This is a genomic window from Antrihabitans cavernicola (assembly GCF_008297975.1).
Lineage (GTDB): Bacteria > Actinomycetota > Actinomycetes > Mycobacteriales > Mycobacteriaceae > Antrihabitans > Antrihabitans cavernicola.
In genome coordinates, this window is record NZ_VLNY01000004.1 from 319,095 (window position 1) to 335,018 (window position 15,924).

A 15,924-nucleotide genomic window follows, 5' to 3' on the forward strand; every position below is an offset into this window, starting at 1 on the left:
GGTGAATCGAGCATGGGAGCGGCCCGGCAACGGATCGCGCTGCCGGGCCAGTTCTCGTGGAACGCTCAGAAGGTGTGTTCCGGCGCGGGGAAGATGCCGCGCTTCACCTCGTTGTCGTAGGCGAGGGCCGCGTTGCGCAGCTCGTCGCCGACGTTGCCGAACTTCTTGACGAACTTGGCGGTACGGCCTGCGGTGTAGCCCGCCATGTCCTGCCAGACCAGTACCTGTGCGTCGCACTCATGGCCTGCACCGATACCGACCGTCGGGATGGTGAGTTTGCGGGTGACCTGTGCCGCGAGCTCGGCGGGAACCATCTCCATCACGACGGAGAACGCGCCTGCTTCCTGCACCGCGATGGCGTCGGCGATCAGCTGATCGGCGCCGTCGCCGCGACCCTGGACGCGGAAGCCGCCGAGGGTGTTGACGCTCTGCGGTGTGAAGCCGATGTGTGCCATGACCGGGATGCCCGCAGCGGTGACCGCGGCGATCTGGTCGGCAACGCGCTCGCCACCCTCGAACTTGACGGCGTGCGCCTGGCCTTCCTTCATGAATCGTGTCGCGGACGCGAGCGCCTGCTGGGCGGAGGTCTCATAGCTACCGAACGGGAGGTCGGCGACGACGAGGGCGTGCGGCGCGCCACGGACGACGCCGCGGACCAGCGGCAGCAGCTCGTCGATGGTGATCGGCACGGTGGTGTCGTAGCCGTAGACCACGTTCGCTGCCGAGTCGCCGACCAGCAGCACAGGAATGCCCGCGTCGTCGAAGATCTTGGCGGTCGAGAAGTCGTAGGCGGTGAGCATCGACCAGCGTTCGCCCTCGGATTTCATCTGCTGCAGATGATGTACCCGGGTCTTGCGTTTGGGGGTGCTGACCGCACCGTACGCGCCGGTCTCGGGTGTCACAGAATCGGACATCAGTGTCCCTTTCGTCCTCGAGGCCCTGTCGGGTCCCCGGGTGTGGGTTATGACTTCTCAGAGTCTGCCACCGGCGCACATCGTTGCGTAGGGACTGCGGTCGTGCAATTCGTCACACTCGAGACCAGGTCGCTTCGCGTCGGCATGGCACGATCGAGCGATGTCGATATCCAACCGTGCTGCCGCCGTCATGGTCGGTGCCAGTATGTGTGCCCTGCTGGTGAGCTGCACGAACACCGAAAGCGGGCAGGAAGCAGCGCCGTCGAGCAGCACGAATTCGACGTCGGCCGCAGCGGTGGATCCGGCTTTGGCACCCCTGCAGAAGTACTACACGCAGCGGGTGGCATGGGAAGGCTGCGACGGCTTCGACACCGACGGATCGGGCTTGAAGTCGGACCTGCAGTGCGCGCGGGTGACGGTGCCCCTCGACTACGACAAACCGGACGGCGATACCGCGAAGATCGCCATCTCGAAATCGGCGGCGTCCGGTGATCGCATCGGCTCGCTGTTGATGAATCCGGGTGGTCCGGGCGCGTCGGGTCTGGCGTTGGCCAGCCAGCTGGACGACACGCCGCTCGCCAAACGATTCGACGTCATCGGATTCGATCCACGCGGTATCGGCGCGTCGACACCTGCGGTCTCGTGTCTCACACCCCAAGAAGCCGACGCCGATCGGCAAGACCTCGACGTCGACATGTCACCCGCGGGTATCGCCCAGACGGAGAAGGAGCACGCCGACTACGCCGCGAAATGCGCTCAGCGCGCGGGCACCACGGTGCTGGCGCACGTCGGGACCAGAGAAGTGGTTCGCGACATGGACATCATTCGCGGTGTCCTCGGCGACGCGAAGCTGAACTACGTCGGTTACTCGTACGGGACACGCATCGGATCCACCTACGCCGAGACGTTCCCCGATCGAGTGCGTGCAATGGTGCTCGACGGCGCCGTCGATCCGGAGCAGAACCCGTTGGACGAGCTGGTCGCGCAGGCCGCTGGATTTCAGAAGGTTTTCGACGAGTACGCGCGGGACTGTGCAAAGAACCGCAATTGCCCGCTCGGCGGCGACGCCGCAGGCGCCGTGTCCGCGATCCGTGCGCTGGTGAATCCGTTGATCGACAAGCCCGCAGCCACAACGGATCCCCGCAGGCTCAACTACAACGATGCGATGACGGGCGTGCAGCAGGCGCTGTACTCGCCGGACCTGTGGCGGGTTCTCACCGTCGGCCTACGTGAGTTGAGCGAGGGGCGGGGCGACACGCTGTTGCATCTCGCCGACATCTACGACGGACGACGCGACGACGGTAGCTACTCCAACCTCAACGACGCCTTCAACGCGATCAGGTGCGCCGACGACCCGCCCGTGAAAGATCGAGCCGCGGTCGGAGCGACGGACGTGCGATACCGGCAGGCAGCACCGTTCCTCGACGACGGGCTCGGCACCGGCCAGGCTCCGCTGGACATGTGCGCGTTCTGGCCGGTCCCCAACACTGCTACGCCGCACACACTTTCGGTTCCGGGCCTGCCCAAGGTGGTCGTGGTGTCGACGACCGAGGATCCGGCGACGCCGTATCAGGCAGGTGTGGATCTCGCACGGCAGCTGAACGGGTCGCTTATCACCTATCAGGGCGAGCAGCACACCGTTGCGCTGCAGGCCGGAGTCGCCTGCGTGGACGATCCAGTCACCGCATATCTCACCGATCTCACCGAGCCTGCGCCTGGCCTGCGCTGCTGAGCACAACAGATCCGCGCGGGCCGATTCGCGGCTCGCGCATTCTAGATTTCACGATGTAACACAGAGTTAACGCCAAGTGCCTAGTCTCGCGAGCATGGATCGCCAAAAGGAATTCGTGCTCCGGACCCTCGAAGAGCGCGACATTCGATTCGTCCGATTGTGGTTCACCGATGTGCTCGGTTACCTCAAATCGGTGGCGATCGCTCCCGCGGAGCTCGAGGGTGCCTTCGAAGAAGGCATCGGTTTCGACGGGTCCGCGATCGAAGGCTTTGCGCGAGTGTCCGAGGCGGACATGGTCGCGATGCCCGATCCCTCGACCTTCCAGATCCTGCCGTGGTCCACCAGCAAGGGGCATCAGCACTCGGCGCGCATGTTCTGCGACATCGCGATGCCGGACGGCTCCCCGTCCTGGGCCGATCCGCGCCACGTGCTGCGGCGTCAGCTCAACAAGGCTGCCGACCTGGGCTTCAGCTGCTACGTGCACCCCGAGATCGAGTTCTTCCTCATCGAGAACGCGCCGCTGGACGGTCGGGCGCCGAAGCCTGCGGACAACGGTGGCTTCTTCGACCAGGCGGTGCACGACACGGCGCCCAATTTCCGCAGGCATGCGATCGATGCCTTGGAATCGATGGGTATCTCCGTCGAGTTCAGCCACCACGAGGGTGCCCCGGGCCAGCAGGAGATCGATCTCCGCTACGCCGATGCGCTGTCGATGGCGGACAACGTGATGACGTTCCGATACGTGGTCAAAGAGGTGGCCATCGAAGAGGGTGTCCGCGCCACTTTCATGCCTAAACCGTTCAGCAACCACCCTGGCTCGGGCATGCACACCCACATGAGCCTGTTCGAGGGCGAGACCAACGCCTTCCACGACGCCGACGACCCGATGCAGCTCTCCAAGACCGCCAAATCGTTCATCGCGGGCATCATCGAGCACTCCGGCGAGATCAGTGCCATCACCAACCAGTGGGTCAACTCGTACAAACGCCTGATCCACGGCGGCGAAGCGCCGACGGCCGCGTCCTGGGGTCGGTCCAACCGGTCGGCACTGGTTCGCGTACCGATGTACACGCCGAGCAAGTCGTCCTCGCGTCGCGTCGAGATTCGTAGCCCAGACTCGGCCTGCAACCCGTACCTCGCGTTCGCGGTACTGCTCGCGGCGGGTCTGCGCGGTATCGAGAAGGGCTATGAACTGCCGCCGGAGGCGGAGGACGACGTGTGGTCGTTGACCGCCGCTGAACGGCGCGCCATGGGCTACAAGGAAATGCCGGGCAGCCTCAACGACGCGCTCGCCCAGATGGAGCGCTCCGAGCTGGTCGCCGAAGCGCTCGGCGAGCACGTTTTCGACTTCTTCCTCCGCAACAAGCGGCGGGAGTGGGAGGAATACCGCAGCCACGTAACGCCGTTCGAGCTTCGCGAGTACTTGGGCCTCTAGCGGGGGACCCGCGTGGCTTGTAAGGCGCCCCCTGCCCTGCGCTAGGTTTGCTCCTATGAGCATCGGCTACGCGCACACCGCAACGGCACGCTGATGGTCCGGCCACCGACGGCGCGATCCGCCGTTCCCGGAGTGGGGCGGCTGGGTCTTCTCGAACCAACCGCCTCGGCGGATCTGCAGGCCCTCGGCTGGGTCGATCAGGATTCCGTCGAACTGTTGTGGTCGCTCTCGCGTGCCGCGAATCCCGACTTGGCGCTCCGGGCCCTCGGTCGACTGCGGGAAGCGCTGGGCGACGGCTGGTCCGAATTGGATCAGCTGCTGCGCGACGAGAAGTCGTTGCGCGGGCGGCTGTTCGGTCTGATCGGTGCCTCCAGTGCGTTCGCCGACCACCTGGTCGCCGAACCGCAGTCCTGGAAACTGTTGCGGGCCTCCGCGTTGCCGAGCAGGCAGCAGCTGATCGACGACATGCTCGAGCTGGTCGAGGCGACACCCGAAACCGGGCCGAACGCCGCGGCATTACTGTTCCGCGCCGGGATGACCGGGCCGTCGACCGTCGCGCGACTGCGGAGGCGCTATCGCGATCACCTGATGTTGTTGGCAGCCGTCGACCTGGCGGCAACGGTCGAGAACGAACCGGTACTTCCGTACCAAACCGTTGGCCATCAGCTGTCCGACCTCGCCGATGCCGCGCTCACCGCAGCTCTCGCCGTTGCCGTGGCGACCGTATTTCCCGACGAGCCGTGCCCGGTTCGCATCGCCGTCCTGGCCATGGGCAAATGTGGTGCACGCGAACTGAACTACGTCTCGGATGTTGACGTCGTCTTCGTCGCCGAACCGGCGAACGTCCAGGGGAGCCGGTTGGCGTCGGAGATGATGCGAATCGGGTCCGTTGCCTACTTCGATGTCGACGCGGCTCTCCGGCCGGAAGGGAAACGCGGCGAGCTGGTGCGCACGCTGGATTCGCACATCGCGTACTACCAGCGTTGGGCGAAGACCTGGGAATTCCAGGCACTGCTCAAGGCGCGGCCGATGACCGGCGACATCGAGTTGGGCGAGCAATATCAGGCCGCGCTGCTGCCGATGGTGTGGACCGCATCCGAGCGCGACGACTTCGTCGTCGACCTGCAAGCTATGCGCCGTCGCGTGGAGGAAATGGTCCCTCCGGAGTTGCGCGAGCGCGAACTCAAGCTGGGCCGTGGCAGTCTGCGCGACGTCGAATTCGCCGTTCAGCTACTGCAATTGGTGCACGGTCGCGCAGACGAGACGCTGCGTGTGACAGGCACCGTCGACGCGTTGACGGCCCTTGCGGTCGGCGGTTACGTCGGGCGTGACGACGCCGCCAACCTCACGGCGTCCTACGAATTTCTGCGCCTGCTCGAGCATCGCCTGCAACTGCAACGTCTCAAGCGCACCCACACCTTGCCGCCGGCGAGCGACGAAGAAGCACTGCGGTGGCTGGCGCGGGCCGCGCATATGCGCCCCGACGGCAGGCACGACGCGCTCGGCGTACTCAACGCCGAGATCAAGCGCAACGCACATCGGGTGCGACGCTTGCACGCAAAGCTGTTCTACCGCCCGCTGCTGGAATCGGTTGCGCGCTTCGACAAGGACGCCCTCCGGCTGAGTCCGGACGCAGCGGTCCGCCAGCTCGCAGCTCTCGGCTACCAGTCGCCGCGGAACGCACTCGGACACCTCACGGCGCTGACCGGTGGAGCGTCGCGCAAGGGGCGCATCCAAGCACTGCTGCTGCCGACGCTGCTCGAATGGCTCGGCGAGACACCGGATCCCGATGCGGGCCTGCTCGCGTACCGCCGCGTTGCCGAAGCTCTCGACGAACAGACCTGGTTCCTTCGGGAGCTTCGAGACGAGGGTGCGGTGGCGCAGCGCCTGATGATCACTCTCGGCTCGTCGGCCTATCTCTCGGAGCTGCTGGTGAAGGCTCCTGAGGTGATTCGCATGTTCGCCGACGGGCCCAACGGGCCACTGTTGGTCGCAGCCGATCCGGATGATGTTGCGCGAGGCATCCTTTCGTCCTCCGCCCGGTACAGCGATCCCAAACGTGCTGTGGCGGCATCTCGTTCGCTCCGGCGACACGAGCTGGCACGGATCGCATCGGCCGACATCCTCGGGATGCTGGACGTGCGGGAGGTCTGCCGTGCGCTGTCGTCGGTGTGGGCGGCTGTGCTCAATGCCGCACTGCAGTCGGCGATCACGGCATCCGAGGCGGAAACCGGCGAGCCGGCTCCCGCGACATTCGCGGTGATCGGGATGGGCAGGCTCGGCGGGCACGAATTGAGCTACGGCTCCGACGCGGACGTGCTGTTCGTGTGCGATCCGAAGGACGGCGTCGACGAGACCAAGGCGGTCCGGTGGGCGAACGGCATCGCGGAAAGCGTCACGAAGCTCCTCGGCGCGCCGAGCACCGATCCGCCGCTACAGGTCGACGCGGGTCTGCGTCCGGAGGGGCGCAACGGACCCCTGGTGCGCACGCTCGCGGCCTACGACGCCTACTACGCGCAGTGGGCGCAGCCGTGGGAGGTGCAGGCGCTGTTGCGCGCCCACCAGGTAGCGGGCGACGACGACCTCGGTGTTCGGTTTCTGCATCTGATCGACAAGGTGCGGTATCCGGAAGGCGGGGTGTCGTCCGCGGCGGTTCGCGAGATTCGCCGGATCAAGGCGCGCATCGACTCCGAGCGGCTGCCACGCGGCGCCGATCCAGCCACGCACACCAAGCTCGGTCGTGGCGGGCTCGCGGATGTCGAGTGGACCGTGCAGCTGATCCAGTTGCAGCACGCCCACGACACGCCGACCTTGCACAACACGTCCACGCTCGACACGTTGGAAGCCATCGGCGCAGCGGAACTGCTCAGCGAAGAAGACGTCGAGCTGCTGCGCGAATCGTGGCTGATCGCGACGAAAGCGCGCAACGCCCTTGTGCTGGTTCGCAACAAGGCGACCGACCAACTGCCGGGGCCCGGACCGCAACTGTCGGCGGTCGCGCACGCGGCGGGCTGGAAGAACGACGACGCGGGTGAGTTCCTCGATCACTATCTTCGGGTGACGCGCAGGGGCAGAGCAGTCGTGGAGCGGGTCTTCGGCGCTTGAGCTACTAGGTCGGCTCGATCAGCGATGCTGATCCAACCAGCCGACGATGTCGCCGATCACCTGATCCTTCTCCGGTTCGTTGAGGATCTCGTGCAACAGGCCGGGATAGACCTTCAACGTCACGTCGTCCGAACCGGCCTGCTTTGCGATGTCCCGCGATCCGGACACGGCGACGATGGGGTCGTCCTCGCCGTGCAGGATCAGCAGCGGCACCGTCAGTTTCGGTAAGCCCGCCTGTACCTGTTCGATTGCGTGCATGCCCTCGGTCAGCGTGCGGACCGGGATCTTGCCGCGGAAGTTCAGTTGATCCGAGTCGTAGTCCGCGATGACCGCGGGGTCGCGGCTCAGGCCCGCCGAATCCAGTTTCAACGCACCGGCATTGGGTGCGACCTTCGACAACAGCGAGCCGACGACTCGCTGCACGCCGGACACCACCGGCACATCGATTGCGGCGGCCGAGATCACGAGACCGTTGATAGCGACCTGGCTGCGGGTCACGTAGTACAGCGCGATGAGGCCACCGAGGCTGTGGCCGAGGACGAATCGGGGGGCCTCGGGGTGGCGTCGAATCGCGCAATCCATCATTCGCTGCACGTCGTCGGCGACGCCGTCCATCGTGCCGATGTTCGCCCGATGGCCTTCGGACAGACCGTGCCCGTGATGATCGGGCGCGTAGACCGCGTAACCGGCCGCGGCGAGACGTTCGCCGACGTACTGGTAGCGGCCACTGTGTTCGGCGATCCCGTGCACCAGGATTACGACCGCCGTCGCCGTGTCGTCGGGAATCCACGCGCGCCACTTGATCTTGCCGTCGGACCCGTCGAAATCGCCCTGGATTGTGTCGGTCATGCGGTCCTGACTTTCGGTCGTCGCTGGCTTCGATCGGACCATACCCCGATCGGAATCTGCGCCGGTTCCGGATTCATGGTTTTCTGGGTCGAGTGAACTCGAGATGGTTGCGCGTCGGTCTAGCGGTCCTCGGCTCCATCGCATTGGTGCTCGGCTGCGTCGGTATTGCCCTGCATTGGAGCCGTTCGCAACGGTATTCGTTCGTTCTCGCGTCGTCGGGTGCGGTCATGCTGACGTGCGCCGCCGTTATTGCGCTGATCCTGTTCGCGGCCGCTCGATCGTGGGTGGGAATCGCGGCAGCGGGCCTGGCGATCGGTGCGGGGATCTGGACGCAGCTCCCGTTGTACGTCGCTGACGGGGCACCGGCCGACGGCTCGGCGCTCACCGTCATGCAGTCGAACATCCTCTTCGGTACTGCGGATGCCGACGCCATGGTGCGCGAGGTGCGTGAGCGTCGCGTCGACGTGCTGACAGTCGAAGAGTTGACACCGGAGGCGGTGGCTCGGTTGGGTGCCGCGGGACTTGACGCGCTGCTGCCGTTCCATCACCTGCAACCCGATATCGAAGCGCGCGGGACGGGGATCTGGGCGCGGTATCCGCTGCGTGACCCGAAGACCTACAGCGGATTTCCCCTTCATCAGGTGTCGGCGACGATGGACATTCCGGGCGGCACTCCGACGACGGTCTTCGCGTTCCATCCGGTGCCGCCGTGGCCGTCCGGCCCCGACGTATGGGGAGACCAGATGCGACGGCTGCAGGAGATCATGGCGTCGGCAGGTGAGGGCCCCGCGATCGTGGGTGGGGATTTCAACGCCACCTACGATCACGCCGTCTTCCGAAACGTCATCGCAGGCCGATTCGCGGATGCTGCCGATCAAGCCGGTGCCGGAATTCTGCCGACGTATCCCGCCGATCGGTGGTGGCCGCCGGTGATCGCGATCGATCACATCCTGGTTGCGGGCGGCCGTGCGGATCATGTTGACACAGTGACCATTCCGGGCTCGGACCACCGTTCCGTCGTGGCGCAGATCAGGATGAACCGCGTATCAGGATGAACCGAGCTTCTCGAACAGCAGGCGATCGAACCGGATGAGCCTGCCGTAGTTGATGCGGGAGAGGCGCTCGTCGAAGCCGTGAATGCGATCGATGTCGGCTTGCTCGAACACGATCGGTGCGAAGTTGAAACGGGCGGCGAACACATCGTTGTAGTGGCGCGAGTCGGTGGCGCCGGGGACCAGGCCGGTGGTGACGGCGACATCGGGTACCAGCGTTCGTACGGTGTCGGCGATGAACGCGAACTCTGGGCTGTCGGACGCGGTGACGGGGGAGGGCTCAGCGAGCATGTTCTGCATGGTCTCCAGCTTGACCAACTTGTCGTCGATCACCTTGCGGCAGTGTGCTTCCACGTCAGCGATCGTCTCGCCGGGCAGAATACGAAAGTTCACCAGTGCCTCCGCCAGTTGCGGCAGCACGTTGTCTTTGACGCCGCCTCGAATGACCGTCGGCGCCGTGGTTGTTCGAACGAGTGCGCCGGTGGAGGGGCGCGCGGTCAGTATCCGGGCGATGACAGCGGGCAGGGCCTTGGTGCCCAGCCCGAGCACTGTGCGTTTGGGCTCGGACATGAACGGCGCCAACAGCTTCACCATGTCGACCACCGCTGGAATGACGCGAATGGGCAGCTGATGGTCCTGCAATGCCGCAACCGCTCGTGCGATGCGACCGACGGCTGTCTCCTTACCGGGCATCGACGAGTGTCCGCCGGGATCGGTGGTCGAGAGCCGGATCGTGACGAATCCCTTCTCGCCGACCATGATCGAGGCCACCGGTCGATCGACGTCGTCGACGATCCCTGTCGTGATGACACCGCCTTCGTCGAGCAGGAGCTCTGCCCGCACTCCTCGGCTGCGCAGCTGTTCGGCGATGACGGCGGCTCCGCGGTCGCCGCCGATCTCTTCGTCGTGACCCAGCGCGAACATCAGCGTCGTCGCCGGCGTGAAGCCGTCCGCGAGGCTGGCTTCGACCGCTTCCAGTAGCGCGAAAGCTCGACTCTTGTCGTCGATAGTGCCTCGGCCCCAGATGAATTCGTCATCGATGACACCGGCGAACGGTGGATGCGTCCACAGCTCGGCGTCGTCGACCGGCACCACGTCGAGGTGCGCGAGAAACAATGCGCCGACCCGATCACGATCACGGCCGTGCCAGGTGTAGAGCCTGCTGTGTGCGAACTTCTCGAGGGTGAGCTCGGAATGAACACGGGGGAAGGACTTTTCGATCAGCATGCCCAATTCGACGAACTCGGCGTCGTCGATCGTGGTGCGGTCGTCATAGGACACGGTGCGAATCTGTACGGCGGCCGACAGTCTGGCCACCGCGTCGTCCCCCGGATCGTCGGCCGTGCTCGTGAGGTCCATGGTCACCGCCGACAACGGCAGGCGTTCGGATTTCAGGTGCACCCGGATTCTCGGGGCCGAACCGGATTCGAGCACCAGCACCGTATCGCCGAGTTGCCATCGGCGAGGCGCGATCGGATCGCCGAGCATCGCCCGGTACCGGTCTGCAGCTCGATCGAGATCCGTGACGGTCACGGTGACGGCCGCGACGCACGCTTTCGTAGCAATCGTGGGCTCGTTCGGCGAGCGCTGCACGGTCGTCGGCTGGGCCGGGTCGGTAGCGTCGATACGAACGCAGCGATCGCCGACGCGTACTACTGCCGCCATAAATCCCGTCGAATCCGACAAACTGCCGCCGGATTCGTTGCCGCCGAACAGCAATGCAGGCCGGATCGGTGTGCGCGACAGCAGGCGTGTCGCCGATCCCGACCGCGTAGTCCCGAACGACACCAGCTCCACATAGCTGCCGTCGAGCAAGACGCGGGCGGAGACGATCGGCGATGTATGGACGCCTTCCGACACGTCGAACCCGGCAGCGCGGAACTCGCGCACGCTTCGGTCGAGGTCGCGAACCCCGAGAACCAGGTGATCGAGCGCGACGCTCACATCGGAACCCGCGCAGTCGGGAGAGGTCGGCCGGTCACGAACACCGGACCAGCCTAGCCGCGACCGACGATCAACCGTCATGTCGTACGGGGAACTGCATGGGTGTCTCCGCGGCTGCGATGAGATCGGGGGGCAGTTGGATGGACCGCTCGTTGATCAGCTTGGCGATCAGGGGTCCCGGCCCACCCGCGAGGTCGGGATGACGAACATCCGCGAGTAGTGGAAGTTGCGCGTCGGCGCGATCGACGGTGATGCGGGCGTTGGTGAAATCGGCCGCCCATTCGAAATCGTTGGTGTTGGTGATGTGTATGCCGATGCGGTGGCTTCGCGGAATCGGCCAGTCCTGGTTGAACATTCGAATGTTCACCTGCCCCGTCGGTCCGAGCATCGCGATGCCGCGGGTGATCGGAACTGCCATGCCCGACGGTGCCACGTCGTATACCTCCGCCGCGATGGGCGCATTCGCCGGACCACGAGCCTGCGCCGAAACCGACGGGGCGCCGGACAGGTGCTGGTCGGCGGCCAACGGCGGTGAGATGGTCCAGATGTCGCGATCGGGTCCGGGGATGATTGTCCTGTCGGTGTACGTGCCGGTGCGCAGCGAGACCGGCACCCGCGTCGAATCGGCAGGCGGGAAGTCGGTTTCCGAGCGCCACCGACCGTCGAACTGGCCGACGGTCACCTTGGGGCCGGGCACGGCGACCGGCCGATCCGCGACATGCTTGTCGAAGAACGCCATCACCTCCGACGAGAAGGTGTCGCGGCAATCGGTGAAGCAGTCCTGGTGGCCCATTTGCGCGAACCACGCCTTGTTCTCGGGATTGGCCAAGCCGTGCCACAGGTCGATGACACGATCGGCTCTGGTGTTCTTGTCGAGGAAGCCCTGTGCGAGGAACACGGGAGTGGTGTTGCCGCGGATTTCCGAGATCAGGTCGCGTTCTTTCCACACCGCGGCGTTCGGGTCGCGGTTGCTGAGCTTCTTTACGAAATCGGCGTAGCACGATTGGGGGGTGCTGACGGCATTCGCGCGGTAGTGATCGGTGTCGTCGGGTCTGCCGGGCGTCTGCGAGATCATCGAATGTTCTATCGCCACAACCGGATCGGACGGTATGACGCCCCGATCGAGGACCGGCTTCGCCGTGAAGCGGTAGGGCACGCCTTGCATGAAGAAGTAGGCGTAGGGATCGGCGGGCGGCTCGAAGGTAGCGACGGCGGCGAGGCCCGTCGGGTGTTCGGCCAATCCCATCAACCCGGTGAAGCCTTCGTAGGACAGGCCGTACATGCCGACCTTGCCCGTCGACCACGGCTGCGAGGCGGCCCACTCGACGGCTGCCTTCACACCTCCGCGCTCGTTGGGCCCACCCCAGTCGGGGCAGCCGCTGGACCCGCCGTAGCCCGGCAGGTCGGCGATCACGTAGGTGTAGCCGCGGGCGAGGAAGTCGTCGACGTGCAGATCGAGCGTCGACGGGGCGCGGGTGAGCAGGGGATCGGTGAGATAGAGCAGATGGCTGCGGTAGGCGCCGACCGTCAGCACCACGGGTGTCTTCTGCCCGGCCGGAATGTTGTTGGGCCGCATGACGTCTGCGTGGATCTCCGCGCCGCTCGACGACGGGAAGTACGCCTCGGTCCATGTGTACGACGCGGGATCCGGCGTGTCCGCTGTGGCGGTGGCGGGAACGACGATCGTCGTCACGGTCAGGAGTGCGAACGCCAGTGTTCGCGCGAGGGTGCGGCCCAGCGTCATAGCAGTAGTAGATGGGGAATTCCGTGTGCAGTCCAGCCCGCAAAGTTAGGGGCGCAACGCCGAACGGGCGGTTATCGCGAACGTCTCTCGACGTTTGTTGCGATAACCGCCCGTTCGGGGGACTAGCTGAGGATCACACGTCGTAGTAGAGCTCGAACTCGTACGGGTGCGGCCGCAGGTTGACCGGTGCGATCTCCTGCTCACGCTTGATCGAGATCCAGGTCTCGATGAGGTCCTCGGTGAACACGCCACCCTCGGTGAGGTACTCGTGATCCTGCTCGAGGCGGTCGATGACGCTGGCGAGGCTGGTGGGGGCCTGCGGGATGTTCTTGGCCTCCTCCGGCGGGAGCTCGTAGAGGTCCTTGTCCACGGGCGCCAACGGCTCGATCTTGTTCTTGATGCCGTCCAGGCCCGCCATCATCTGCGCGGCGAAGTTCAGGTACGGGTTACCCGAGGAGTCGGGTGCGCGGAACTCGAGACGCTTGGCCTTCGGGTTGTTGCCCGTGATCGGGATACGCACGGCGGCCGAACGGTTGCGCTGGCTGTACACCAGGTTGATGGGGGCTTCGTAGCCCGGCACCAGACGGTGGTACGAGTTGACCGTCGGGTTGGTGAACGCCAACAGCGACGGTGCGTGGTGCAAGATGCCGCCGATGTAGTGGCGAGCCAGATCCGACAGACCCGCGTAGCCGGCCTCGTCGTGGAAGAGCGGCTTGCCGTCCTTCCACAGCGACTGGTGCACGTGCATGCCCGAGCCGTTGTCACCGAAGAGCGGCTTCGGCATGAACGTAACGGTCTTGCCCGCCTCCCATGCCGTGTTCTTCACGATGTACTTGAAGAGCTGCAGGTCGTCGGCGGCGGCAAGCAGGGTGTTGAACTTGTAGTTGATCTCGGCCTGACCGGCGGTGCCGACCTCGTGGTGGCCGCGCTCGAGGACGAAACCCGCGTCCTGGAGGTTGGTGGCGATGGTGTCGCGCAGGTCGACGTAGTGGTCGTACGGCGCGACGGGGAAGTAGCCACCCTTCGGGCGGACCTTGTAGCCGCGGTTGGGGGAGCCGTCCGGGTTGGTCTCGGCGCCGGTGTTCCACCAGCCGGAGACGGAGTCGATCTCGTAGAACGCGCCATTGACGGCGGAGTCGTAGCGGATCGTGTCGAAGATGTAGAACTCGGCCTCGGCACCGAAGAAGGCGGTGTCGGCGATGCCGGTGCTGATCAGGTATTCCTCGGCCTTGCGCGCGACGTTGCGGGGGTCGCGGCTGTAGGACTCACGCGTGAACGGGTCGTGGACGAAGAAGTTGATGTTCAGCGTCTTCGCGGCGCGGAACGGGTCGATCTGGGTGGTGGTGAAGTCGGGGAGCAGCAGCATGTCCGACTCGTGGATCGACTGGAAGCCGCGGACGGACGAGCCGTCGAACGCGAGGCCTTCCTCGGCCAGATCCTTGTCGAACGACTGCGCCGGGATGGAGAAGTGCTGCTGGGAACCCGGCAGGTCGCTGAATCGAACGTCGATGTATTCGACCTTCTCGTCAGCGATGTATTTGATGACCTCTTCGGCCGTGCTGAACGCCACTGCTTGTGCTCCTTCGGTTCGGTTCCCAGCCAAGTATCGACTTGCTGCGTCGCGACCAGACGCTATGGACTTGGTGTTGCCCAGCAATCAAGGCTGTGTTTCGCCAGTGTTACACGTCTTGTAAAACGCCCGTTCGCTGCGACCGGTGTCACGGTGATCGAACCGAGCGCACTCATCTTGCCACCCGCGGCTATGCGCCGGGTCACTCGGTCCAGGTGAGAGTGCAGCGCAAACGCCTCGACGCCTACTCTGGAGCCATGGCACGCATGACTGGATCCTGGCTCTCCGGCCCCACCGCGGCACTGCCGAAGAAGCCCTATGGCGCTGAACCGGACAAATTTCGCGGCGAATCGCTAGGTTTGCCGCAATCGGGTCCGGGTTCGCTGGTGCCGACAGGTCGTCGGGTCGGTGCGCTGATGATCGACTGGTTGATGGCCGCCGGCGTTTCGGCCGCATTCCTCGGTAGCAATGCCTTCGGCGGTGCGTTGTCGACGATCACTCTGTTGGTGTGGTTCGTCGTGGGTGTGGCAGCGGTGACGATTTCGTCGTTCACGCCGGGCCAGTTCTTCCTCGGCATCTCCGTTGCGCGCATCGATGGACCGGTGAAGGTCGGATTTGTTCGCGCGCTGGCCCGTTCGCTGCTCCTGGTGTTCGTCGTCCCCGCCGTCATCACCGACGCCGACGGCCGAGGCATGCACGATCGCGCAACAGGAACAGCGCTCGTCCGCACTCGCTGACCTGCCTTGAATGGGTGAATGGCACTCTCGTTCGGTCAGATCGAACGAGAGTGCCATTCACCCAGACGACGCGCTGGCTCAGCGGCGACGCATCGTCCGCTGGACGCCCTTCATCTTCGCTCCACCCGGTAGCGGTCCCTTCGGCATTGCCGGGCCACCGCGGGCTCCGAGTGCGGAGAGCCGCGACTCGATCGAATCCATCCGCTTGGTATCGATGTTGCGGGGGAGCTTGGTCAGATACTTCTGCAATTCCTTGAGCGGCACCTGGCCCTCGTCGTTACCGACGACCACGTCGTAGATCGGGGTATCGCCGACAAGTCGAGCCGTCTTCTTCTTCTCCTGCGCCAGCAGCGGCTTCACGCGGTGCGCCGAACCTTCACCGACCAAGATCACGCCCGGGCGACCGATGACGCGGTGCACCGCATCCATGTGGGTGGTTGCTGCGACCGCCTGATTGACGCGCCAGCCGCCCTGCAGGTTGTCGAGCACCCAGGCGGCGGCACCGGCTTGACCCTCGGCCTTGCCGTACACCGTTTTCTGGACACGACGACCGAAGATGACGAAGGCCAGCAGGATGCCCAGCAGAATGCCGATCGGCAGGAAGAACCACTGCAGCCCGAAGATCAGCCCGATCAGGAAGAACGCGACCGTGACGACCACCAGCGCGCCGATCATCAGCGGAAGCAGCAGCTTGTCGTCCTTGCGCTGCATGTTGAACGCCTGCCAGAGCTGCGTTCTACGCTCCTTGGACGCCTGCTTGCGTGCGGCCTTCGCCGCCGCCTTTGCTTCCTTGGTGGGCTTGCCGCCCTTGCTGCCGTTCGCCATTGTCACAGGATAGGCGG

11 protein-coding genes are annotated in these 15,924 nt (G+C 65.2%); 5 read left to right on the forward strand and 6 right to left on the reverse strand.

Annotated elements, in window-relative coordinates:
• Positions 1–65 precede the first annotated feature (65 nt).
• Positions 66–914, reverse strand: a complete 849-nt coding sequence (panB, locus tag FOY51_RS11325) for a 3-methyl-2-oxobutanoate hydroxymethyltransferase (protein WP_149430324.1) — start codon at positions 912–914, stop codon at positions 66–68.
• Positions 915–1,074: 160 nt separating this feature from the next.
• On the opposite strand from panB, the gene FOY51_RS11330 reads away from it, so the two are divergent.
• The 3 genes from FOY51_RS11330 to FOY51_RS11340 all read left to right on the forward strand — a co-directional run bounded on the left by FOY51_RS11330 (position 1,075) and on the right by FOY51_RS11340 (position 7,186).
• Positions 1,075–2,646, forward strand: coding sequence for an alpha/beta hydrolase (locus tag FOY51_RS11330; protein WP_149430325.1), 1,572 nt, complete (start codon positions 1,075–1,077; stop codon positions 2,644–2,646).
• 94 nt (positions 2,647–2,740) lie between these two features.
• On the forward strand, positions 2,741–4,081 hold the full coding sequence (locus FOY51_RS11335; RefSeq protein ID WP_149430326.1) for a glutamine synthetase family protein: 1,341 nt from the start codon (positions 2,741–2,743) through the stop codon (positions 4,079–4,081).
• 93 nt (positions 4,082–4,174) lie between these two features.
• A complete protein-coding gene (locus FOY51_RS11340) occupies positions 4,175–7,186 on the forward strand; it encodes a bifunctional [glutamine synthetase] adenylyltransferase/[glutamine synthetase]-adenylyl-L-tyrosine phosphorylase (protein ID WP_149430327.1) in 3,012 nt (1,003 codons plus the stop codon).
• A gap of 18 nt (positions 7,187–7,204) precedes the next feature.
• Here FOY51_RS11340 and FOY51_RS11345 read toward each other — a convergent pair whose 3' ends face one another.
• A complete protein-coding gene (locus FOY51_RS11345; protein ID WP_149430328.1) occupies positions 7,205–8,035 on the reverse strand; it encodes an alpha/beta hydrolase in 831 nt (276 codons plus the stop codon).
• 92 nt (positions 8,036–8,127) lie between these two features.
• On the opposite strand from FOY51_RS11345, the gene FOY51_RS11350 reads away from it, so the two are divergent.
• On the forward strand, positions 8,128–9,090 hold the full coding sequence (locus FOY51_RS11350) for an endonuclease/exonuclease/phosphatase family protein (protein WP_235916253.1): 963 nt from the start codon (positions 8,128–8,130) through the stop codon (positions 9,088–9,090).
• On the opposite strand, the gene FOY51_RS11355 is transcribed toward FOY51_RS11350, so the two are convergent.
• The 3 genes from FOY51_RS11355 to glnA form a co-directional block, all read right to left on the reverse strand.
• Entirely contained in the window at positions 9,082–11,031 is a 1,950-nt protein-coding gene (locus FOY51_RS11355) for a M20/M25/M40 family metallo-hydrolase (protein WP_187776274.1), read from the reverse strand. The two genes, FOY51_RS11350 and FOY51_RS11355, sit on opposite strands and share 9 nt — an antisense overlap.
• A 70-nt stretch (positions 11,032–11,101) precedes the next feature.
• Positions 11,102–12,775 (reverse strand): CocE/NonD family hydrolase, encoded by a 1,674-nt coding sequence (locus FOY51_RS11360; RefSeq protein ID WP_149430330.1) that lies wholly within the window; start codon positions 12,773–12,775, stop codon positions 11,102–11,104.
• Positions 12,776–12,908: 133 nt separating this feature from the next.
• Positions 12,909–14,345 (reverse strand): type I glutamate--ammonia ligase, encoded by a 1,437-nt coding sequence (gene glnA / locus FOY51_RS11365; RefSeq protein WP_149430331.1) that lies wholly within the window; start codon positions 14,343–14,345, stop codon positions 12,909–12,911.
• Positions 14,346–14,602: 257 nt separating this feature from the next.
• Here glnA and FOY51_RS11370 point away from each other — a divergent pair, with 257 nt between their 5' ends.
• Complete coding sequence (locus FOY51_RS11370) at positions 14,603–15,082, forward strand: RDD family protein (RefSeq protein ID WP_149430332.1); 480 nt, start codon at positions 14,603–14,605, stop codon at positions 15,080–15,082.
• Between the two features lie 78 nt (positions 15,083–15,160).
• Here the strand turns inward: FOY51_RS11370 and FOY51_RS11375 are convergent, their stop codons facing one another.
• Positions 15,161–15,907, reverse strand: coding sequence for a DUF4191 domain-containing protein (locus FOY51_RS11375; protein ID WP_149430333.1), 747 nt, complete (start codon positions 15,905–15,907; stop codon positions 15,161–15,163).
• Positions 15,908–15,924: the final 17 nt, after the last annotated feature.